This window comes from Nocardioides donggukensis, from assembly GCF_014842875.1.
Taxonomy (GTDB): domain Bacteria; phylum Actinomycetota; class Actinomycetes; order Propionibacteriales; family Nocardioidaceae; genus Nocardioides; species Nocardioides donggukensis.
The window spans coordinates 230,402-251,783 of the sequence record NZ_JACYXZ010000001.1; the positions used below are offsets into that span (position 1 = coordinate 230,402).

General features: G+C 74.4%; 17 protein-coding genes. 8 read left to right on the forward strand and 9 right to left on the reverse strand.

Translation table 11 applies throughout. The features are described from left to right. Positions 1-79: 79 nt before the first annotated feature. The 4 genes from IE331_RS01065 to IE331_RS01080 form a co-directional block, all read right to left on the reverse strand. A complete protein-coding gene (locus IE331_RS01065) occupies positions 80-289 on the reverse strand; it encodes a hypothetical protein (RefSeq protein WP_192139664.1) in 210 nt (69 codons plus the stop codon). 131 nt (positions 290-420) lie between these two features. Then, positions 421-3,027, reverse strand: a complete 2,607-nt coding sequence (locus IE331_RS01070; RefSeq protein ID WP_192139665.1) for a peptidase — start codon at positions 3,025-3,027, stop codon at positions 421-423. A 30-nt stretch (positions 3,028-3,057) separates the two neighbouring features. Continuing rightward, positions 3,058-3,855, reverse strand: coding sequence for an IclR family transcriptional regulator (locus IE331_RS01075; protein ID WP_192139667.1), 798 nt, complete (start codon positions 3,853-3,855; stop codon positions 3,058-3,060). Positions 3,856-3,903: 48 nt separating this feature from the next. Continuing rightward, positions 3,904-4,386, reverse strand: a complete 483-nt coding sequence (locus tag IE331_RS01080) for a hypothetical protein (RefSeq protein WP_192139669.1) — start codon at positions 4,384-4,386, stop codon at positions 3,904-3,906. Between the two features lie 214 nt (positions 4,387-4,600). Between IE331_RS01080 and hutH the strand changes: the two genes are divergently transcribed. Then, the gene (gene hutH, locus IE331_RS01085; RefSeq protein WP_192139671.1) at positions 4,601-6,166 is read left to right on the forward strand and encodes a histidine ammonia-lyase; all 1,566 of its coding nucleotides are present in this window, start codon (positions 4,601-4,603) and stop codon (positions 6,164-6,166) included. Continuing rightward, the gene (hutU, locus tag IE331_RS01090; RefSeq protein ID WP_225579327.1) at positions 6,163-7,860 is read left to right on the forward strand and encodes a urocanate hydratase; all 1,698 of its coding nucleotides are present in this window, start codon (positions 6,163-6,165) and stop codon (positions 7,858-7,860) included. Before hutH ends, hutU begins: the two co-directional genes overlap by 4 nt. Before the next feature lie 48 nt (positions 7,861-7,908). On the opposite strand, the gene IE331_RS01095 is transcribed toward hutU, so the two are convergent. The 4 genes from IE331_RS01095 to IE331_RS01110 all read right to left on the reverse strand — a co-directional run bounded on the left by IE331_RS01095 (position 7,909) and on the right by IE331_RS01110 (position 10,836). Then, complete coding sequence (locus tag IE331_RS01095; RefSeq protein WP_192139673.1) at positions 7,909-9,189, reverse strand: peptidoglycan DD-metalloendopeptidase family protein; 1,281 nt, start codon at positions 9,187-9,189, stop codon at positions 7,909-7,911. A gap of 217 nt (positions 9,190-9,406) precedes the next feature. Then, on the reverse strand, positions 9,407-9,550 hold the full coding sequence (locus IE331_RS01100) for a hypothetical protein (RefSeq protein WP_192139675.1): 144 nt from the start codon (positions 9,548-9,550) through the stop codon (positions 9,407-9,409). Positions 9,551-9,609: 59 nt separating this feature from the next. Further along, on the reverse strand, positions 9,610-10,209 hold the full coding sequence (locus IE331_RS16695; RefSeq protein WP_192139677.1) for a DnaJ family domain-containing protein: 600 nt from the start codon (positions 10,207-10,209) through the stop codon (positions 9,610-9,612). Positions 10,210-10,233: 24 nt separating this feature from the next. Beyond that, positions 10,234-10,836, reverse strand: a complete 603-nt coding sequence (locus tag IE331_RS01110; RefSeq protein WP_192139679.1) for a nitroreductase family protein — start codon at positions 10,834-10,836, stop codon at positions 10,234-10,236. Positions 10,837-10,934: 98 nt separating this feature from the next. Here IE331_RS01110 and IE331_RS01115 point away from each other — a divergent pair, with 98 nt between their 5' ends. The 6 genes from IE331_RS01115 (at position 10,935) to IE331_RS01140 (ending at position 19,593) form a co-directional block, all read left to right on the forward strand. Beyond that, positions 10,935-12,203, forward strand: coding sequence for an allantoate amidohydrolase (locus IE331_RS01115; RefSeq protein WP_201930859.1), 1,269 nt, complete (start codon positions 10,935-10,937; stop codon positions 12,201-12,203). 14 nt (positions 12,204-12,217) lie between these two features. Continuing rightward, complete coding sequence (locus IE331_RS01120) at positions 12,218-13,606, forward strand: formimidoylglutamate deiminase (protein WP_201930861.1); 1,389 nt, start codon at positions 12,218-12,220, stop codon at positions 13,604-13,606. Next, positions 13,606-14,760, forward strand: coding sequence for an imidazolonepropionase (hutI, locus tag IE331_RS01125; protein ID WP_192139681.1), 1,155 nt, complete (start codon positions 13,606-13,608; stop codon positions 14,758-14,760). Before IE331_RS01120 ends, hutI begins: the two co-directional genes overlap by 1 nt. A gap of 141 nt (positions 14,761-14,901) precedes the next feature. Continuing rightward, complete coding sequence (locus tag IE331_RS01130; protein WP_192139683.1) at positions 14,902-15,045, forward strand: hypothetical protein; 144 nt, start codon at positions 14,902-14,904, stop codon at positions 15,043-15,045. 49 nt (positions 15,046-15,094) lie between these two features. Next, positions 15,095-18,034, forward strand: a complete 2,940-nt coding sequence (locus tag IE331_RS16700) for a helix-turn-helix transcriptional regulator (RefSeq protein WP_192139685.1) — start codon at positions 15,095-15,097, stop codon at positions 18,032-18,034. 170 nt (positions 18,035-18,204) lie between these two features. Next, complete coding sequence (locus IE331_RS01140; protein WP_192139687.1) at positions 18,205-19,593, forward strand: cytochrome P450; 1,389 nt, start codon at positions 18,205-18,207, stop codon at positions 19,591-19,593. Positions 19,594-20,194: 601 nt separating this feature from the next. Here IE331_RS01140 and IE331_RS01145 read toward each other — a convergent pair. Beyond that, on the reverse strand, positions 20,195-21,343 hold the full coding sequence (locus IE331_RS01145) for an EamA family transporter (RefSeq protein ID WP_192139689.1): 1,149 nt from the start codon (positions 21,341-21,343) through the stop codon (positions 20,195-20,197). Positions 21,344-21,382: the final 39 nt, after the last annotated feature.

The following is a 21,382-nucleotide window of genomic DNA, read 5'->3' on the forward strand; positions in this document are numbered from 1 at the left end:
CGCGCCCGCGTCAGTGCCACGGCCCTGTGAGGAGGATCCTACTTGGAGGTAACTTCGCGGCCGCGTCAGACCGTGCGCATCAGACCCGCGGGGAGACCGGCTCGTTCTCCAGGACCCGCAGGGCGACGGGCTCGTTCTCGAGGGTGCGCGGGGCGACGGGCTCGTTCTCGAGGGTGCGCGGGGCGACGGGCTCGTTCTCGAGGGAGACCGCGGTGGCCGGGCCGGCGAGCCCGACGGAGAGGACCGCGAGGGTGGCGGCGCTGGCGACGGTGGTGAGGATGCGCATCATGGGTGGAGGCTCCTGGGTGGGTGCTGACGGGCCGGTGCGGTTCACCGGGCCCGGGGTAGCACACCCTGCAGACGCGGCTGGCACAACACCTGCGGTCCCTCACGTTTCTGCAATGCAGGAACCTGCACAAGTCAGCCCCGTCGGACCTCGCGCACCCGACCCTCCGCGCCGAACAGCATCTCCATCGGCACCCGGGCCGACGACCGGCTCCGCGCACACAGGCCGTAGGTGTCGCCGAGCCGGGTGTAGGGCTGACCGACGGCGCGCATGACCGCCACTGGCGTCATCCCGGGCCGGACCAGGTCCCGGACGGTCGAGACCCGCCGGCGCAGCTCCGGGTTCCGGCACGAGTCCGCGGCGATCCCGAACCCGCGCTCCCAGGTCTGCAGGTACGCCTCGGCGCCACGGCTCATGTCCTCCACGATCGCCTCGCCGTCCTCCGGGCCGCCGACCTGGCGGAGGTCCTCGATCCAGTCCGGGTACAGGCCGTAGTGGGACACCCCGTCGACGTTGAGGTCGTAGACCCGCTCGCCGCTGCGCTGGCGGTCGACCCGCACCCCGTTCAGCCCCGTGAACGGGTAGCGCACCGGGTTCGCGACGTCGGCGCCTCGGGGGTCGCCCTGCGCGCCCAGGCCGTTGATGTCGGCGCCGAACCCGAAGCCGAAGTAGTAGCGCTCGTCGGCCCAACCGAGGTGTCGCCGCCACTTGGCGACGAAGCCCTCCGAGTCCCCGGCGTACGGCGCCACGAAGCCGCCCAGCGCGTAGATCCGGGGGTAGGCGTCCGGGGTCGCCCAGGAGTGGCTGGAGAGCACGCCCGGGTAGTCCCGGGCCTCCAGGAGGTCGAGCAGGCTGTTGCGTGCCTTGACGCTCATGTGGTCGGGGTCGATCAGCATCCGCCGGTCGGCCAGCCGGTCCACCACGTGCTCGCCGAGTCCGGTCAGGCCGCGGGCGTTGCAGTGGGCGGGCGTCGGGTACGCCGGCACGGCCGGGGCGTTGAGCAGGCCGCCCAGCTCGGCGACCGCACCGAACAGTGCGTCCTGCTGGCCGGCGCTGATGTCGGGGGCGGCCAGCTGGGTGCGGTCCGCGGACTCGCCGTCGGCCGGCTCGCAGTGCCGCATGTCCCAGAACGACAGGGTCTCGAGGAAGTTCGCGGAGTTCACCGCCACGCCGGTCTCGCCGGCGTCGCCGGCCACCCCCGACAGGGCGTTGTCGAACTTGTTGACCAGCTCCATCTGGCGGACGCCCAGGCGCCACATCTCGTCGATCTGCCGGTTCACCGACGCCTCGTCGCACTCGGCCCGGTCCCCGCCGACGACCCGCTTGACGCTGCACCCGAACGGCACGCTGGTCTCGATGCCCATGATCACCGCCAGCTTGCCCTCGTTGATGACCCGCCGGGCCTCCCACGGGGTGGTGACGATCCGGTACCAGCCGCGACCGGGGCCGCCGTACTGCGCGTCGACGTAGCGCTCGAGCTCGCGCATCCTCCGGGCCTGCAGCCGCACCGAGGTCATCTCGTCGCACGAGTTGCGCTTGAGCGGGTAGACGGTGCACAGCTGGCCGTTCTCGACCAGCAGGTTCACGAACACCCGCTGGCCGCCGCGCCAGGCCCGCTCCAGCCAGGAGTGGTAGGTGCCCTCGTGGGTGAGCGAGTTCGGCGCCGGCCAGTCCACGAGCGTCGGCCAGCCGGCCGGGTCGTGCGAGGGTTCCCCGGACAGCGCCGACTCCAGCACCGCGCCCTTGCCGTCGGTGAGGGTGTGGTCCTCGCAGTCCACCAGCGCGTGCGCGACGCCGTACTTGTCCCAGGGCTTGCCGCAGTGCACCTCGCCGCCGAGGAACTCGTACGCCATCCCGTGGGTGTGCGCGTCGACGTAGCCCCTGACCTCCTGGAACGGCGTCACGCCGGCGTGCGGGTCGCCGGTCACACCCACCCGCGGCTCGGGGTAGGCCGGACACCCGCGGGTCCGGCGGAGGGCGAACCGACTCGGCTCGCCGCCGGTGCCCAGGCCGTCCGCGGTGCGGGTCAGGGCCCGGCCGTCGGGCAGGCGGAACGTGAACCGCCCGTCCCGGCGGCGGGTCGTCCACTCCGCGTCCGGCGACGGCTCGGCGGCCCAGGTCACGGTGCCGTCCGGGCGGGCAGTGAGGAAGCGACGGGCGGTGTCGTAGAGCAGGTGGATCCCCAGGTCGGTGGCCCGGAACCGGACCGGGTCGCCCTCGAGGGTGTAGCAGCCGCCCGCGACCGCGTAGCGGGTCCGGGGTGTCCGGTGGCGCGGGGTGCGGGGCGGCACCGTGGTCAGCTCCGGGTCGGCCGTCCTCCGGCTGCGGGCGACGTACTCGACGCTCGCACGGGCCTCGTCGGCCGTGGTCGGGTCCGCACTGCCGGCCGCCCGCCCGGCCCGCGAGATCGCGTTCTTGGTGGTGGGGTCGGTGTGGTCGTGCCCGTGCCCGTCCGGTGCGTCGACGGGTGCGCTCGGTGCCGACCCGGCCGGCGCGGCACCGGTCTCGGCGGCCATCCGGGCGCGGAAGCCGGTGCCCGGAGCGGAGCCGCCCGCGTCGCCGGGGTCGGGGACCAGCAGCGCGCCGCCCACCAGGGTCAGGGCGAGGACGCCCGCGACCGCGAGCCGCCGTCGGGCCGGGCGGCCGGCGGACCCGTCCACGAGGTGGTCTCCGGGACGGTCGGCCCGGTGGTCCGCGTCGTGGGAGGCGGGGCGGGTGGCAGCGTGGTCTGCAGGGGGCACGCCGGGCTCAACGACCGACCGGCCCCGGCGTCACTGGGACTGTCGCGGCCCGGCCGTCGCCGGGCGGGAGGGCCGGCCCCCGAGCCGGGCGGTGAGTCGTCCCGCGGCCCGGCGCACCTGAGCGACGACGCCGGCCAGGTCGACGACCTCGTCCGACCCGCTCGGGAAGGTCACCGCCACCCCGGCGACCGGGTAGTCGTTGTGGTCGAGCACCGCGGCGGCGACGCTCGCCAGCCCCGGGGTGACCTCGCCGTCCTCCATGGCGTAGCCACGGCCCCGGGTCTCCTGGAGCAGGGTGCGCAGCGCGCTCAGGCTGGTCGGCCCGGTGCCGTGCCGCTGCACGAAGGCGGCCCGATCCGGGAACAGCGCCCGCACCTGGGGGAGCGGCAGCGCGGCCAGCACCGCCCGGCCGCTCGCTGTGAGCTGGGCCGGGAGGCGCACCCCCACGTCGGTGACGAGGGGTGGCCGCCCCGGGGCCCGCTCCTCCACGACGTAGAGCACGTCGCGACCGTGCAGGACCGCCAGGTGTGCGCTCTGCCGGGTGCCGTCGACCAGGTCGGCCAGCGGTCGGCGGGCGATCCGCTGCAGCGGCTCCTGGCGGGAGTAGCCGCTCCCCACCTCGAACGCGGCCACCCCCAGCCCGTACCGCCGCTCCTCGCCGAGGTGGATCACGAATCCCTCGTCGATCATGGCGTTGAGCAGGTGGTACGCCGTGCTCCGCGGCAGGTCGCAGGCCCGCATGATCCGGTCCAGCGGGACCGGATCGGGCTGGCTGGCGAGGAAGCGGAGCACGCGCAGCGCGCGGGTCGCTGCCGGGACCTGGGTCACGGGCGACAGGATCGCACGCCCGACGGCCCGGCGACTCTCAGCGGGCTCTCAGCGGGGAGGCGTGCCCTCGCGGTGGCTGCCGGGGGTCCCGGGAGCGTCCGTGGGCCGGCCGTCGGTCGGCTCGCCGGGAGCGGTGCCCGCGTCGGCGGTCCCGTCCTGGGGAACGTCGCGGTCCAGCCGTGGCGCGTAGTCGTCGGTCTTGTGGTCGACGTCCGGGTCGAGCCGGTCCGCCTCCCTGACCTGGTCCTCCTGCTCCGCGTGCTGCATGTCCCGGGCGCGGGCTGCCTCGGCGGCCCGGTGGTCGGCCTGCTCGGCCTCGGCGCGGAGCTTGTCGGCCTCCGCCTTCGCGGCGCGTGCCTGGGCCTCCTCCTGAGCCAGGCCCCCACTCTGGGCGCGGGCCTCGGACCGCAGCTCCGTGGCCTGGTCCCGACGGCGAGACTTGTTCTGCTTGCTCATCAACGTCGCGGCCACTGCGACGACGGCGAGCAGGATCACCGCAGCGATGATGATCCAGACCAAGGTCGAGCTCATGGAATCTCCCTCCACAGCGGGCCCGGGGGTACCCGGGCGAAGTCCGCACTCCTGCTCTTACCCGGATCGGACGCGGAGCATGCATGCCGCCCGGGCACGGCGGCCGGCCGCGCCTACGGACCTGCCACCCTGCTGACCTGGAAGTCTCGGATCCGAGACATAGTGGGTCGCTCGGGCGTGGTGCGCGGGCGGTCCCGGGAGTTTGGATGGAGCCATGACTCGAGTCCCTGTCGTGGTCGGCACCGGCCCGCTCGCCTTCGACGACGTGCTCGCGGTGGCGCGGGACGGCGCCCCCGTGACGCTCGCCCCCGAGGCCCGGGCCGCCATCGACGCCTCACGACGCGTGGTCGAGGCGCTCGCCGGCGCCGAGACCCCGGCGTACGGCATCTCGACGGGGTTCGGTGCCCTCGCCACCCGGCACATCCCCACCGAGCAGCGGGCCCAGCTCCAGCGGTCGCTCGTGCGCTCGCACGCCGCCGGCTCCGGACCCGAGGTCGAGCGCGAGGTGACCCGGGGGCTGATGCTGCTGCGGCTCTCCACGCTGGCCACCGGGCGCACCGGGATCCGGCTCGAGACCGCGCAGCTGCTCGCGGACCTGCTCAGTCACGGGATCACCCCGGTCGTCCACGAGTACGGCTCGCTCGGCTGCTCCGGCGACCTGGCGCCGCTCTCGCACTGCGCGCTGGCCCTCATGGGCGAGGGGTCCGTGCGCGACGCGGTCGGTGAGCTGATGCCCGCGGCCGCCGCCCTGTCGGGCGCCGGACTGGCGCCGGTGCGGCTCGCCGAGAAGGAGGGCCTGGCGCTGATCAACGGCACCGACGGCATGCTCGGGATGCTGGTGCTGGCGATCCTCGACCTGCGCCGGCTGCTGCGCACTGCCGACGTCGCCGCCGCCATGTCGGTCGAGGGCCAGCTCGGCACCGACCGGGTCTTCGCCCCCGAGCTGCAGGCGATCCGGCCGCACCCCGGCCAGGCGTCGTCGGCGGCGAACCTGGTCCGCCTGCTGGCCGACTCCGGCGTCGTCGCCTCGCACCGGGGGCCGGACTGCAACCGGGTGCAGGACGCCTACTCGCTGCGCTGCTCGCCGCAGGTGCACGGCGCGGCCCGCGACACCGTGGAGCACGCCGCCACGGTCGCCGGCCGGGAGCTGTCCGCCGCGGTCGACAACCCGGTGGTGCTCCTCGACGAGGACCTCGCGGCCGGCGGGCGCGTGGAGTCCAACGGCAACTTCCACGGAGCGCCGGTCGGCTACGTGCTCGACTTCCTGGCCATCGTCGCCGCGGACGTCGCCTCGATGAGCGAGCGGCGCACCGACCGGTTCCTCGACCGGGCCCGCAACCACGGGCTCCCGCCGTTCCTGGCCGACGACCCCGGCGTCGACTCGGGGCACATGATCGCGCAGTACACCCAGGCCGCGGTCGTCTCGGAGCTCAAGCGGCTCGCGGTCCCGGCCTCGGTCGACTCGATCCCGTCCTCGGCGATGCAGGAGGACCACGTGTCGATGGGCTGGTCGGCGGCCCGCAAGCTGCGGCGCAGCATCGACGGCCTGACCCGCGTCGTCGCGGTCGAGGTGCTCACCGCCACCCGCGCCCTCGACCTGAGGGCACCGCTGGAGCCGTCGCCGGCCACCGGCGCCGTCGTACGCCGGCTGCGGGAGGCCGGCATCGAGGGCCCCGGGCCGGACCGGCACCTGTCCCCGGAGATCGAGGTCGCGGTGGACCTCGTCTCCTCCGGCGCCGTGCTCGCGGCCGCCGAAGACGTGATCGGAGAACTCGCATGATGGTTTCGACAGGCCCCGACGGCGCGGGCAACGAGCGGCTGCCGATCCGCGCGGCCCGGGGCACCGGGCTGACCGCGCGGTCGTGGCAGACCGAGGCCCCGCTGCGGATGCTGATGAACAACCTCGACCCGGAGAACGCCGAGCGACCCGAGGACCTCGTGGTCTACGGCGGCACCGGGAAGGCCGCCCGCACCTGGGAGGCGTACGACGCGCTGGTGCGGACCCTCCGCGACCTCGGGGACGACGAGACGATGCTCGTGCAGTCGGGCAAGCCGGTGGGCGTCATGCGCACCCATGCCTGGGCGCCGCGGGTGCTGATCGCCAACTCCAACCTGGTCGGCGACTGGGCGAACTGGGAGGAGTTCCGGAGGCTGGAGGACCTCGGGCTCACGATGTACGGCCAGATGACCGCCGGCTCGTGGATCTACATCGGCACCCAGGGCATCCTGCAGGGCACCTTCGAGACCTTCGCGGCCGTCGCCGACAAGCGGTTCGGCGGCACGCTGGCCGGCACCATCACGCTCACCGCCGGGCTCGGCGGCATGGGCGGGGCGCAGCCGCTCGCGGTCACGATGAACGACGGCGTGGTGATCTGCATCGAGTGCGACGACGCACGGATCGCCCGCCGCATCGAGCACCGCTACCTCGACGTCCGGGCGGACTCGCTCGAGCACGCGGTCGCGCTCGCCGTCGAGGCCCGGGACGCCCGTCGGCCCTTGTCGATCGGCGTCCTCGGCAACGCCGCCGAGATGGTCCCCGACCTGCTCCAGCAGGGCGCGCCGATCGACGTCGTGACCGACCAGACCTCCGCCCACGACCCGCTGTTCTACCTGCCGGCCGGGGTGCCGTTCGAGGAGTGGCAGGCCCAGCGCGAGGCGGACCCGGCCGGCTTCACCAAGGCGGCGCAGGCCTCGATGGCCGCCCACGTCAGGGCGATGGTCGAGTTCCAGGACCGCGGCGCCGAGGTCTTCGACTACGGCAACTCGATCCGCGACGAGGCCCGCACCGGCGGCTACGACCGGGCGTTCGAGTTCCCCGGGTTCGTCCCCGCCTACATCCGGCCGCTGTTCTGCGAGGGCCGCGGGCCGTTCCGGTGGGCCGCGCTCTCGGGCGACCCGGCCGACATCGCGGCCACCGACCGGGCGATCCTCGAGCTGTTCCCGGCCGAGGAGTCGCCGCAGAACGAGCGCCTGCACCGGTGGATCACGATGGCCGGCGAGCGGGTGGCCTTCCAGGGGCTGCCGGCCCGGATCTGCTGGCTGGGGTACGGCGAGCGGCATCGGGCCGGTCTGCGCTTCAACGAGATGGTCGCCTCGGGCGAGCTCTCCGCCCCGGTCGTCATCGGCCGGGACCACCTCGACTGCGGCTCGGTCGCCTCGCCGTACCGCGAGACCGAGGCCATGCTCGACGGCTCCGACGCGATCGCCGACTGGGCCCTGCTGAACGCGTTGGTCAACACCGCCTCCGGGGCCTCCTGGGTCTCGATCCACCACGGCGGCGGGGTCGGCATGGGCCGCTCCATCCACGCCGGGCAGGTGTGCGTCGCCGACGGCACCGCGCTGGCGGCGGAGAAGATCGAACGGGTGCTCACCAACGACCCGGGCATGGGTGTGATCCGGCACGTCGACGCCGGCTACGACCGGGCGGCCGAGGTGGCCGCCGAGCGCGGCGTACGGATCCCGATGGCCGACTGAGACCCCCGCCCGGGGTCCCAGCCGGCCCTCAGGCCGGCCGGGTCCGGGTCAGTCGGCCAGGTGCGTCCGCGCCAGCACCAGCGGGTGGTCGGTGATCTGCTTCGGCTTCATGCTGGTGTCGACGCTGAGCGTGGTGAACCGGGCCTGCCCGGCGGCGAAGATCCAGTCGACCCAGTAGTACTTCGGCATCGCGCAGTCGAACGAGGGGATGCTGTTCGGCGAGATCATCAGCTTGCCCTCGGTGAGCGGGCAGAAGGCCTTCTCCCGGTCGTTGAAGTCGCCGGTGAGGAACACCGGTCGGCCGCTCGCCCGCAGGTCGATGACCAGCTGCCGCTCACGCTTGAGCGCCTCGACCCGCCACTTGGCCGACCCGGGGTGGGAGGGCGTGGTGGCCGGGTTGTGCACGTTGATGACGTACGCCGTCCGGCCGGTCTGCTTGTCCTGGAGCAGGACGTAGGGCATCTGCCGGATCCGACCCTCGAAGTAGGGGACCGGGAAGGTCGCACCCTCGAGCCGACGGAACTGCGACTTGCGCCAGACGATCGAGTTCTCCGGGTCGGCCTTCGTGCCCTTCGGGAAGATGCCCCAGCGCCGCTCGGTCAGCTCCTTGAAGAGCGCGCGCTGCTTGCGCTGGAACTCCTGCAGCCCCACGACGTCGGCGCCGGCGGACTCCAACGCGTCGATGGCCTTGGGCAGGCGGACGTGGTAGTCGGGCCACTTCGCCTTGTTGCCGCCCTTGGCCGTGTGGCTGGCACCGAGCACGTTGAACGACCCCAGCGTGAAGCCGTCGTCCTTGAACAGCCCCGACGAGTCGACCGGCTTGCCGACGCGTCGGTCCAGCCAGTCGACCGGGTCGACGCGCCGGCCCTGGGCCACCACGCGCATCCGCATGCCGCACCGGGTCGCCTTGCCCTCGGCGCCGACCCGGCCGATCTCCTGGCCGGCCTGGATCAGCTGGCCGTCGGCGACCGAGGCGGAGGCGAGGTAGCCGTACTCAGTGCGCACCCCGCCCTGCGTGGTGATCTTGACGTGGTGCTCGCCGGCCCACGGTGTGCTGGTCAGCCTGGCCACGCCGGGGTGCGCGGCGACGACCGGCGTGCCGCAGGAGGCCCGGAACTCGGCGCTCGGCTTGGTGACCCGTCCGCTCACGACCCCGTCGGAGGCGGTGGCGGGCAGCGGACGGGAGACGAACGGCGGTCCGGGGTCGTAGGCGGCCGAGGCGCTGCCGGTCGTGCCAGCCACGAGGGCGACGGGGCCGAGCAGGGCCAGGGTCACGGCGGCGGCGCGTGCGGATCGGCGGCGACGGATGACGAGGTCGAGCGGGGTCATGGGCGGGTTCCTCACGGCACATCTCGTGGTCGGGACCGCCCCAATGTGCCGCAACGACTGGCCATTCGTGGTGCTGATGGGAAACTTGTTATATTACACGGTTGTCATTCAGGCGGGGAGCGACGACACCCGTCCGGAACGACGACATCCGTCCGGAACGACGCCGGCCCCCGGACCACAGGGGTCCGGGGGCCGAGGTCGCACGTCAGTGGGTCGATCAATAGACGCGGCGCTTGCTGCCGCCGATCGGGACCAGGTTCAGGATCAGGCCGACGACGAGCAGGATCGCTCCGATCGTCGTCAGGATCGAGATGCTCGCCACGAGCCCGATGATGAGCAGGATGAGTCCAAGCACGACCATGGGTGTTGCTCCCTCCTTGTAGGTGGGACAGGTCTACCACTATCCGGCGACACGTGCGCTCACCCCTCGGGGTGGTGTCGGCGCCGGAGCCACCCCCGGCGGCGCCGGGGGGCCGGGTCGCCGGAGTCGGGTCGGTCGCCCTGAGCCCGGTCGCCCTGGCCTGCGCGGCCGGCCCCTGCCGCGGGTGCGGACCCGGCCCGGCGGCGTACCCGCCGGCGCTCGGCCCACCGGGCCACCTCGGCCTCGACGTCGCGCTCGGAGGTCACCATCGGCGGCCCGCCGAGCGGCTGGATCCGGGCCGATCGCACCCGCGCGTTGAACTCCTCCACCTCGCGGCGCACCTCGCGCTCGACGGAGATCCGGTCGAGGACGGCGTCCAGTGCGGCGTCCTCCCGACGGATCGCCAGCGCCGGCGGCAGCACCGAGATGTGCTCCCGCTCCACCAACCGCTTGAGCCACCAGTCCGGGTCGTGGGCCTCGCCCAGCCCCTCGATCGGCTTGCCGAGCCCGGGCAGGTCGTCGAAGTCGCCGCGCTCCCGGGCGATCCTGAGCTGCTCCTCGACCCACTGGCCCTGGTGCCGGATGCGGTTCGCCGCGGCGCTGCGGCCGGTGCGGGCGTCGCGGTCGGTCGGCGGGCGTGGAGTCTCCCGTTCCTCCATGGGCCCACTGTAGGTCGCCGCGGGTCACCAGGAGCCGCGGTGGACGACCTCCCCGGTGCCCCGGCGCGACCTGCGCGCGGCCGACCCCGCGGTGCCGGCGTCCGGCAGCCGGTGGCCCACCGTGATCGCGCCGATGGGGGAGTACTGCTCGGGGACCTCGAACTCCGCCCGGAGCGCGGCCACGCGCTCCGGCGGGATCCCGAAGAAGCAGGCGCCCAGGCCCTCGTCGACCGCGGTCTGGAGGATCAGCAGGGCGGCCATGCCGGTGTCGATGTCCCAGTACGGCGCCGGCCAGCGGTCCTCGCTGCGGTCCGCGAAGCCCTTGTCCGGCTCGGCGTACCGGTCCAGGTAGGCGCTCTTGTTCGACAGTGGCACCAGCACGACCGGCGCGGTGCGCATCCCCTCGAGCCAGTCCGTCTCCGCGCCCGGGTCGGGCGAGGAGGAGCGCCAGAAGCGGTCGACGTCGTCGGGGGTGTCCAGGCGCAGGAACGCCCAGCCCTGGCTGAACCCGGCACTGGGGGCGCGGATCGCGTGCTCGAGCATCCGGTCGACGATCGCCTCGTCGACCGGCCGGGCGTCGTACCTGCGGATCATTCGGCGTCGTCGGACGACCTCTCGGAACTCCATGTGGACACCCTGCCATCCCGCGGACCGCGTCTCGTATCCGAGACGGGCCGGGCGGGAGCGTCGTTGACCGGGTGCCGGCGGGCCGGTGGGATGAGCGGGTGAGCTTCGAACAGATGTGGCGCGACCTCGCCCCCGTCGGCCGCTCGGCCGCGAGCGGCGGCTACTTCCGCCAGCCCTTCGGCTCGGCCGAGCGCGAGTGCCAGGCCTGGTTCCTCGAGCAGTGCGCCGCCCGCGACCTCGACGTCCGCACCGACGGGAACGGCAACACCGTCGCCTGGTGGCACCCGCACCCCGCCGCCTTTTCGATAGTCCACGAAGATCGAGTCGCCGGAAGCGCTGATCAGGGGTCCGATCTTCGTGGACTATCGGTTGAGGGCGGGGTGGTGACGGGGTCGCACCTGGACTCGGTGCTCGACGGCGGGGCGTACGACGGGCCGTTGGGGGTGGTCTCCGCGCTGGCGGCGGTGGACCTGCTCCGCGAGCGCGGGATCCGACCGGGCCGGCCGATCGGGGTGGCGACCTTCGCCGAGGAGGAGGGGTCCCGCTTCGGCCTGGCGTGCCTGGGCTCCCGTCTGCTGACCGGTGCGACCACCCCCGAGCAGGCCCGCGAGCTGCGGGACCGTGACGGCGTGCCGCTGCTCGACGCCATGGCCGGCGCCGGGGTGGAGCCGGACCTCGGTCGCTCCTCGCTGCTCGACGGCATCGACTGCTTCGTGGAGCTGCACGTCGAGCAGGGCCGGGACCTGGTCCACCGGGACGCGCCGGTCGGGGTGGCCAGCGAGATCTGGCCGCACGGGCGCTACCGCTTCGACTTCACCGGCGAGGCGAACCACGCGGGCAGCACCCGCATGGAGGACCGGCACGACCCGATGCTGACCTATGCGACGACCGTGCTGACGGCCAACGAGCAGGCCCGGGTGCTCGGCCAACGGGCCACCTTCGGCCGGGTCGAGGCGGTCCCCAACGGCACCAACGCGGTGCCGTCCCGGGTGACCGCCTGGCTGGACGCCCGCGCCGAGACCGACGCCGCCCTGGCCGACCTGGTGGCCGGGATCGACCGCCTCGCCCGGGAGCGGGCGGACCGGGACGGCACCGGCCTGGCCGTGACCGCCGAGTCCGTCTCCGGGGCGGTCGGCTTCGCCCCCGACCTGGCGGAGCGGATCGTCGCCGGACGCGACTGGCCGGTGATCCCGACCCAGGCCGGGCACGATGCCGGTGTGCTCTCGGCGGCCGGCATCCCCAGCGCCATGCTGTTCGTCCGCAACCCCACCGGCGTCTCGCACTCGCCGGCCGAGTCGGCGGGGGTCGAGGACTGCCTGGCCGGTGTCGAGGCGCTCGCGGACGTGCTCGCCGGGCTCGCCCGGTGAGCCCGGCGAGCCAAGTGAGCCCGGCGATCGAGGGGGGCGTCGGCTGGCTGCTCGAGCGGGCCTGGGTCGACGGCGCGGTCCGCGACGAGGTGCTGGTCGAGGTCGCCGACGGCCGGTTCTCGCGGGTGCAGGTCTCCGCCGGCGCGGCGCCGGCGGCCGAGCGGGTCCCCGGCCTGACGCTGCCGGGGCTGGCGAACTGCCACTCGCACGCCTTCCACCGGGCGCTGCGCGGCCGCACCCAGCGCGAGCGCGGCAGCTTCTGGACCTGGCGCGAGCAGATGTACGCCGTCGCGGCCAGGCTGGACCCGGACTCGTACTTCGCGCTGGCCCGGGCGACGTACCGGGAGATGGTCGCCGCGGGGATCAGCACCGTGGGCGAGTTCCACTACCTGCACCACCAGCCGGACGGCACGCCGTACGACGAGCCCGACGCCATGGGCCAGGCCCTGGTCGCCGCCGCCCGCGAGGCGGGGCTGCGGATCGCCCTGCTCGACACCGCCTACCTCAGCAGCGGATTCGGGAGCCCGGTCGAGGGCGTGCAGCGGCGCTACAGCGACGGTGACGTCGCCGGCTGGGTGGAGCGGTCGACGCGACTGGCGCGGTCGGTCGCGACCCGGGACGACGTCGTCGCCGGCCGGGCGCTGCACTCGGTGCGGGCGGCCTCCGCGGACCAGATCGCCGACCTCGCGGGCCACATCGGGCAGGTCGGGCAGGTCGGGCAGGTCGGGCAGGTCGGGCAGCGTGCCGACCCGCTGCACGTCCACCTCTCCGAGCAGGTCGCCGAGAACGACGCCTGCCTGGCGGCGCACGGTGTCACCCCGACCCGGCTGCTGCACGACGCCGGCCTGCTCGGCGAGCGGACCACCGTCGTCCACGCCACGCACCTCACCGACGACGACATCGCCCGGCTCGGCGGGACCCGGACCCGGGCCTGCTTCTGCCCGACCACCGAGCGCGACCTCGGGGACGGCATCGGCCCCAGTCGCCGGCTCCGGGACGCCGGCTCCCCGCTCACCCTGGGCTCGGACAGCCACGCGGTGATCGACCTGTTCGAGGAGATGCGGGCGGTCGAGCTCGATGAGCGGCTGGCGACCCGGAGGCGCGGCCACTGGTCGGCGGCCGAGCTGCTCGAGGCCGCCACCGGCACCGGGCAGGACAGCCTCGGCTTCCCCGACGCCGGTCGGATCGCGGTGGGGAACCGCGCCGACCTGGTCACGCTGGACACCGCCTCGGTGCGCACCGCCGGCACCGGGGGCGACGAGGGCACGGCGGTCTTCGCGGCCGCCGCGGAGGACGTCACCCGGGTGGTGGTCGACGGTCGGGTCGTGGTGCGGCAGGGTGACCGGGAGCAGATCGGCCGTGAGCTCGCGGCGGCCGTCGACCGCCTGTGGGAGGACACCTGATGCCCGCCGGAACCAGCACCGTGCTCACCGGCATCGGCGAGCTGACCACCTGGGCGCCGGACCGCCCGGTGCTGGCCGACGCCGCGCTGGTCGTCGAGGCCGGCCACGTCGCCTGGGTGGGTCCGAGGGCCGAGGTGCCGGCCGCGGACACGGCGTACGACGTGGGCGGGCGCGCGGTCGTCCCCGGCTTCGTCGACAGCCACAGCCACCTGGTGTTCGCGGGCGAGCGGTCCGCGGAGTTCACCGCGCGCATGGCCGGGGAGGCCTACGCGGCGGGCGGGATCCGGACCACGGTGCGCGCCACCCGCGCCGCCACCGACGAGCAGCTCACCTCGCACGTGGCCCGGCTCGTGGCGGAGATGCGCCGCCAGGGCACGACCACGGTGGAGATCAAGAGCGGCTACGGGCTGACCGTGGCCGACGAGGCCCGCTCCTTGGCCGTGGCCGCGCAGTTCACCGACGAGACCACGTTCCTCGGCGCCCACGTGGTGCCCGAGGGCAGCACCCCGGAGGAGTACGTCGCCCTGGTCACCGGCCCGATGCTGGCCGCCGCCGCCCCCCATGCCCGGTGGGTCGACGCGTTCTGCGAGCGGGGGGCCTTCGACGCCGACCAGGCTCGCGCGGTGCTCGCCGCCGGCGCCGACGCGGGCCTCCGCGGGCGGCTGCACGCCAACCAGCTGGGCCCCGGCCCCGGTGTCCGCCTCGCCTGCGAGCTGGGGCTGGTCGCGGTCGACCACTGCACCTACCTCGACGATGCCGACGTGTCCGCCCTGCGCGACAGCGGCACGATCGCGACGCTGCTGCCCGGCGTGGAGTTCTCCACCAGGCAGCCCTACCCCGATGCCCGGTCGTTGCTGGACGCCGGCGTGCGGGTCGCGATCGCGAGCGACTGCAACCCCGGATCGTGCTTCACCAGCTCGGTGCCGTTCTGCCTGGCGCTGGCGGTCCGGGAGATGGGGATGACGCCCACCGAGGCGCTGCACGCCGCCACCGCGATGGGGGCGGCGGCGCTCGGGCGCGAGGACGTCGGTCACCTGGGCGTCGGAGCGAGGGCGGACCTCGCCGTGCTGGACGCGCCGGGACATGCCCACCTCGCCTACCGACCGGGGGTGCCCCTGGTGGCCGAGACCTGGGTCGCCGGTCGACCCGCGTGAGGTCGCGGCCTGAGGTGTCGGCCCGTCGTCTGAGGTAGTCGGGCCCCGCGCGGCAGGTCGATGTACGCCGCTCGCCCGATGTCCCCGGCTACCTCAGGCGCGCACTCTCGAGTCATCAGTCGAGAGCAGCGGAGCCGAGCGATGTACTTCACCACGATCGAGGCCGTCCGGGCCGAGATGGACTACCGCAACGAGCAGTCGCACCGGGGGCGCACCGCGCCCCGTCGTCGGGCACGGGAGACCCGGTCCCGCAAGCCACGCCGCGCGGACCTCGGAGACACCTGAGCCGACGATGCGCCGGCCCCGCCCCGAGGCGCCGGGCATGATGGGTGACGTGGCTCCCGCAGGTCAGCATCAGGCCCTCGTGGGCCGGGACTCCGAGCTCGGCGAGCTGAGCTCGCTGCTCGGCGTGCGGCCGTCGCGCGCGTGGCCGTCGGCACTGCCGAACGTCGTGCTGCTCGCCGGTGACGCCGGGGTCGGCAAGACCCGGCTGCTGACCGAGCTGCGTGACGTGGCGTTCGGCGCCGGGTGGCAGGTGGTGGCCGGTCACTGCGTGGACTTCGGCGACTCCGCCCTGCCCTATCTCCCGTTCTCCGAGGTGGTCTCCCGCCTCGCCTCCGACCTGCCCGACGTCGTCGAGGCCGTCGGGCGGGCCCACCCGGCCCTGGCCCGACTCCAGCCGCGGCGACGACCGCTCCCGACGGCCACCGAGGGCCCCTCCCTCGACCGGGCCGACCTGTTCGCCGCGATCCACGCGCTGCTCGAGGCCGCCGCCGGGGCGGCCCCGCTGCTGCTCGTCGTCGAGGACGCCCACTGGGCCGACCGGTCCACGCGCGACCTCGTGAGCTTCCTGATCTCGCGGCCGTTCGCCGCGCCGGTGGGCATCGTGGTCAGCTACCGGGCCGAGGACCTGCACCGACGACACCCGCTGCGGGGCACGGTCGCGGAGTGGTCCCGGGTGCGGGGGGTGCAGCGGCTCCAGCTCGGTCCCCTGTCCGAGCGCGCCGTGCGGGCCCTGGTCCGCGAGCTGCACCCGGAGCCGCTCGCGGAGGCCGACGTCGCCGACGTGGTGGGCCGGGCGGAGGGCAACGCGTTCTTCGTCGAGGAGCTGGTCGGCGCGCTGCGGCAGTCCGCGGGTGGGGGCATCCCGGAGGACCTGGCCGACGTGCTGCTGGTTCGCCTGGAGCGGTTGGACGAGGCCGCGACCCAGGTCGTGCGGGCGATGTCGGTGGCCGGGCGGCGGGTGACGCACGCCCTGCTGAGCGCGGCCAGCGGCCTGCCGGCCGGGACGCTCGACGCGGCGCTGCGCTCGGCGGTCGAGTCCCACGTCCTGGTGATCTCCAAGGACGACAGCTACTCCTTCCGCCACGCGCTGCTGGCCGAGGCGGTCTACGACGACCTGCTGCCCGGCGAGCGGGTGCGGCTGCACGCGGCGTACGCCGCGGCGTTGTGCGACGACGACGGCCGGGGGACCGCGGCGGAGCTGGCCCGGCACGCCCGCGCCGCCATGGACCTGCCCACGGCCCTGCGGGCCAGTGTCCGGGCCGGCGAGGAGGCCATGGCCGTCGGCGGCCCCGACGAGGCGGCCCGTCACTACGAGCGGGCCCTGGAGCTCGCCGCCGACCGCCAGGCGTCCGCCGAGGTGGATGTCTCCGCCCTGGTGGCGGCCACGGCCGAGGCGCTGGTGGCGGCCGGCCTGGTGCACCGCGCCGCCAGCCTCGTCGAACGGCACCTGGCCGCCGTGCCGGAGGACGCCGCACCGGCCGTGCGCGCCCAGCTGCACCTGCACCTGGCGTACACCGCCTCGCTCTTCGACAACGAGATCGACTGGTCCGACCACGCCGAGCGCGCGCTGGCCCTGGGCCCGGCCGAGCCGGGGGCGGACCGGGCCCGGATGCTCGCGGCCTACGCCCGGGTGCAGGCCATGCACCGCCGACCGCAGGCCAGGGAGGCCGCTCTCGAGGCGTTGGCCCTCGCTGAGCAGCATCACCTGCCCCGGACCGCGTCCGACGCGACCACCACGCTGGTCGGGCTCGACCAGCGCACCGCCCCGCAGGAGGAGCTGGCCACGGCGCTCGACGAGGCCGCTCGCCGGGCCGCCGAGACCGGTGCCGTCCAGGCCGAGCTGCGGGCGCTGTACCTCCTCGGCCGAACCCACCAGGACCGGGGCGACCACGAGGCCGCCCGGGCGGCCTTCCAGCGCGCCGCCGAGCGGGGCCGGGCCGGGGGCGTGCCGTGGGCGCCGTACGCGTTCGACGGGCGCTTCATGCACGCCCAGGTCGACTACGTCTCCGGGGCGTGGGACCGGGCGCTGGAGCTGACCGACGTGGACGGGCAGGCGCCGCCGCCGGTGGCCGAGGCGATGCTCTCGGCCCTCCGCTCGGCGATCCTGGTCGCCCGGGGCGAGCCGCAGGAGGCGGCCTTCGCCCGGATGCGCCGCTCCTGGGACAGGGAGGGGCTGATCGCGATCCTCGCCGGGCCGGCCGAGATGGAGGCCCTGGGCCGGGCCGGCGACGTCGACGGCGTGCTCACCGTGCACGACGAGGTCGTCCGGACCCTGGCACCCACCTGGGGCCCGCACTTCCAGGCCCGGGTCCGGCTGGCGGCCACCGCGGTGGCCGCAGTGTCCGCGGCGCTCCCGGCTACCTCGACGCAGGACCGGGCACCGCTCGCCCAGCGGGCCGCGCAGCTCTACGCCGAGGGTCGGCAGACGTTCGCCTTCCACGCCGAGTCCGGCCTGGTCTGGGGGCCCGAGGGCAGGGCGTGGGTGGCCCGCCTCGACGCCGAGCACCTGCGGCTGCGCTGGCTGCTCGACGCCGACCCCCCGTCGTACGACGCCCTGGTGGCGGGCTGGCGCAAGGCCGAGGCCGCCTTCGTCGAGCTGGCGCACGTGCACGAGCTCGCGGTCACCCGCAGTCGGCTCGCCGCCGTCCTCCGGGCCGCCGGCGACACGGCCGCGGCGCGGGAGGTGGCGGACCTGGCCCGGGCCGCGGCCACCGAGCTCGGCGCGGTCACCGTCCTCGGCGACCTGCGGCTCCTCGGGAGCTCCCCGCAGCGCGCCGAGCCGGCGGGCGGGGTCGGGCTGACGCCCCGCGAGACCGAGATCCTCACGCTGGTCGCGGCCGGGCGCAGCAACGGCGAGATCGGACGACAGCTCTTCATCAGCACCAAGACGGTCAGCGTCCACGTGTCCAACATCCTCGGGAAGCTCGGCGCCGCGGGGCGGACCGAGGCGGCGGCGATCGGCCGGAGGCGGGGGCTCATCGACGCCTGACCGACGCCCGCCCCTACGCCTCCCCGACGTCCCGGGTCGGCGTCGTCGGGACCCGCGTCGGCCCGCTGCGGGCCTGCGTCCGGCCCGGGGTCGTGCCTGCGTCGGGCCTGCGGGCTCCGGGTGACCGGCGCCACAGCCGGGCACTGCTACCCGCGCGTAGCATCACCGGCATGGCCCTCACCGACGAGCAGGTCGACCGCCTGACCGACGAACGCTTCGCCCACACCCGACCGACCTCGGGACGGCGGCGGATCCCGGCCGCCGAGCTCCCGCCGGGCCTGCCGTGGCCGGCGTTCCTGCAGAGCGTGGGCCTGCTGCGCTTCCGGCACAGGTTCGTGCCGTGGATGCACCGGCGCTACGGCGACGTGTTCACGGTCCGGCTCATCCCGGGCGGGCAGCCGCTGGTGCTGTTCGCCCGCCCCGAGCACGCCAAGGAGATCTTCGCCGGGGACCCGGAGGTCTTCCACGCCGGCAAGGGCAACGCCGTCCTGGGGCCGATCATGGGCGAGCACTCCCTGCTGCTCCAGGACAGCACCGAGCACAAGCGGGCCCGCAAGCTGCTGATGCCGGCCTTCAACGGCGCCGCCCTGCGCGGCTACGAGTCGCTGGTCACCGAGCTGGCGCGGGACGAGGTGTCCCGATGGCAGGACGGTTCGACCTTCCGCTCGCTGGACCGGATGAACGCGCTGACCCTCGAGGTGATCCTCCGGGTGGTGTTCGGGGTGACCGACGAGGCGCGGCTGGCGACCCTGCGGCCGCGGGTCAACGAGACCGTCAACATCAGCCCGGCGATCCTGCTCGGCTGGGGGTGGCCGCGGCTCCAGCGGTTCGGCCCCTGGAAGGCGCAGGTCGAGAACCAGCGGGAGCTGGACCGGCTGATCTACGCCGAGATCGGCGAGCGGCGGGCGGCCGAGGACCTGGCCGAGCGCAGCGACGTACTCTCCCGCCTCATCCGAGCCGACGACGACGGGGACGCGCTCAGCGACGCCGAGCTGCGCGACCAGCTCGTGACCCTGCTGCTGGCCGGCCACGAGACCACGGCGACCGCGTTGGCCTGGGCGCTGCACGAGCTGGGGCGCGACCCGGTCCAGCTGGAGCGGGCCCGCGCCGCCGCGCTCGCGGAGGACGACGGCCACCTCGAGGCGGTGATGAAGGAGTCGATGCGGCTGCACCCGGTGATCCCCATGGTCGTGCGGACCCTGATGCGGCCCGTGACGATCGGCGGGGTCGACCTGCCCGCCGGGGCCACGATCGGGCCCTCGATCCTGCTGGCCCACGCGCGGGAGGAGAACCACCAGGACCCGACCACGTTCCGTCCCGAGCGGTTCCTCGAGCACCACGACAACCGGGTGGGCCCGGCGCCGAACACCTGGCTGCCGTTCGGCGGTGGGGTGCGCCGCTGCATCGGCGCCGGCTTCTCGCTGATGGAGGGCGTCGCCGTGCTGCGCGAGGTGCTGCTCGCCGTCGACGTCACCGCGATCGGCGAGGACGAGCCGAAGGTCCGCAACATCACCTCGGTGCCTCGCCGCGGCGCGCAGATCCGGGTCGCCCGCCACTGAGGTCGCCCAGTCCGCCCCCGCGCGCCCAAGGTCCGCAATTGCCGCCGAATGACATGGATCCGGCCCGAGAACGTGCAATTCGCCCGCATTTGCGGCCGAATGACATGGCCGGGCCGCCCCCACCTGTCCAACAGCCGCAATTGCGGCCGAATGACATGGATCTGGTCGGAAAATGTGTCGCAGGGCCGCAATTGCGGCCGTTCGACCAGTTCGGGGGAGCGGGAGCGGTGCCGCGCATCGGGGCGCCTGCAACAATGTCGGTGACCGAGCGTACGTCGCGGGGGAGGTGACCCAGATGGCCGACACACAGGACCGGCCGGTGCTCAGCGGGCTGGTGGCCCTGGTCGCTGTCGCCGTGGTCGTGGGTCTGCTGGCCGGCGTGGCCGCGCTGATGGGCAGTCGGGTGCTCGGCCTCGACGGCGCCAGCGCTGGGGGCTCGGGTGATGCGGCCGCGGGCGAGTCGCTGTACCTGCCGAAGCCGGTGCCCACCGAGGAGTCCGAGGGCCCACTGTTCTCGTTCGCGCCCGGCGTGGAGGAGCAGCCCCAGAAGAAGAGCAAGAAGCCCTCCAAGCAGCCCAAGAAGAAGCCGCAGCCGAAGATCTCACTCAGCGCAGGGTCGAACCAGGTCGCCGCGGGCGGGCAGCTCTACCTCACCGGCGTCTACCCGGGCGGCGAGGGCGTGGTCCTCGACATCGAGTCGCGCCAGGGCGGCGGCGCCTGGCAGGAGTTCCCGCTCGACGTGAACGTCTCCAACGAGACCTTCACCACCTACGTCGAGACCTTCCGCACCGGCCGCATCCAGTGGCGGATGCGCGACGCCTCGCGGAAGCTGTTCTCGAACCCGGTGACGGTCCAGCACGGCTGAGAGGCCGGCCGCGAGCCGACCGGAGACCGCCGGCTGACCGGCGAGGACTCCGCCGAGGACCAGCACCATGCCCACCGCCTGTGCGGTGCCGAACACCTCGCCGACCACCACGGCGCCCAGCGTCGTGCCGACGACCGGGTTGAGCAGTCCGACCAGGGAGACGGCCCCCGCCGGCATCCGGGTCAGCCCGTGGAACCAGCAGACGTAGGCCAGTGCCGTGCCGATCGCTCCCAGCCACACGAACCCTGCCGCCGCGGGTACGTCGACGGCCGGGGGCGGGCCCTCGACCAGCAGGGCGATCGGCACCAGCAGCAGCCCGCCGGCGACCAGCTGCCACGACACCAGCGTGACCAGGTCGACCGGCGCCGGCCACCGCTTCACCATGACGAACCCCAGCGCCGAGACCAGCACCGACCCGAACGCCCCCACCAGCCCCGCCGTCGACATCTCGCCCGGTGCCCGCAGCACCAGCAGCCCAACGCCGCCCAGCCCGACCAGCGCGGCCAGCACCCGCACCGTGCCTGGCCGCTCACGGAGCAGCAGGAAGGCCAGGGCCATCACGGCCAGGGGCGAGCTGGCCTGCAGGGTCGCCGCCAGCCCGCCGGGCAGGTGGTAGGCGGCGAGGAAGATCAGCGGGAAGAAGAGCCCGATGTTCAGCCAGCCCAGGAGCGTGGCGCGCCACCACCAGCTCCCGGTCGGCAGCCGGCGGCGCCAGGCGAGCAGCAGCAGCCCGGCCGGCAGGGCCCGGACGGCGGCCGCGAACAGCGGCCGGTCCGGGGGCAGGAACTCGGCGGTGACGAGGTACGTCGTCCCCCAGGCGGCGGGAGCCACCGCGGTGATCAGGGCCGTGGTCAGCGACGGCCGCGCCGATGAGATGCTTTCCATGGAAGACAGAATCTCTTCCGGGGAAGATATATTCCGGCC

Excerpts from the sequence above, each read along its gene's own strand:
- IE331_RS01065 (WP_192139664.1), bottom strand. The coding sequence starts at position 289 with ATGATGCGCATCCTCACCACCGTCGCCAGCGCCGCCACCCTCGCGGTC.
- IE331_RS01080 (WP_192139669.1), bottom strand. The coding sequence starts at position 4,386 with ATGAGCTCGACCTTGGTCTGGATCATCATCGCTGCGGTGATCCTGCTC.
- hutH (WP_192139671.1), top strand. The coding sequence starts at position 4,601 with ATGACTCGAGTCCCTGTCGTGGTCGGCACCGGCCCGCTCGCCTTCGAC.
- hutU (WP_225579327.1), top strand. The coding sequence starts at position 6,163 with ATGATGGTTTCGACAGGCCCCGACGGCGCGGGCAACGAGCGGCTGCCG.
- IE331_RS01095 (WP_192139673.1), bottom strand. The coding sequence starts at position 9,189 with ATGACCCCGCTCGACCTCGTCATCCGTCGCCGCCGATCCGCACGCGCC.
- IE331_RS01100 (WP_192139675.1), bottom strand. The coding sequence starts at position 9,550 with ATGGTCGTGCTTGGACTCATCCTGCTCATCATCGGGCTCGTGGCGAGC.
- IE331_RS16695 (WP_192139677.1), bottom strand. The coding sequence starts at position 10,209 with ATGGAGGAACGGGAGACTCCACGCCCGCCGACCGACCGCGACGCCCGC.
- IE331_RS01110 (WP_192139679.1), bottom strand. The coding sequence starts at position 10,836 with ATGGAGTTCCGAGAGGTCGTCCGACGACGCCGAATGATCCGCAGGTAC.
- hutI (WP_192139681.1), top strand. The coding sequence starts at position 13,606 with ATGCCCGCCGGAACCAGCACCGTGCTCACCGGCATCGGCGAGCTGACC.
- IE331_RS01130 (WP_192139683.1), top strand. The coding sequence starts at position 14,902 with ATGTACTTCACCACGATCGAGGCCGTCCGGGCCGAGATGGACTACCGC.
- IE331_RS01140 (WP_192139687.1), top strand. The coding sequence starts at position 18,205 with ATGGCCCTCACCGACGAGCAGGTCGACCGCCTGACCGACGAACGCTTC.
- IE331_RS01145 (WP_192139689.1), bottom strand. The coding sequence starts at position 21,343 with ATGGAAAGCATCTCATCGGCGCGGCCGTCGCTGACCACGGCCCTGATC.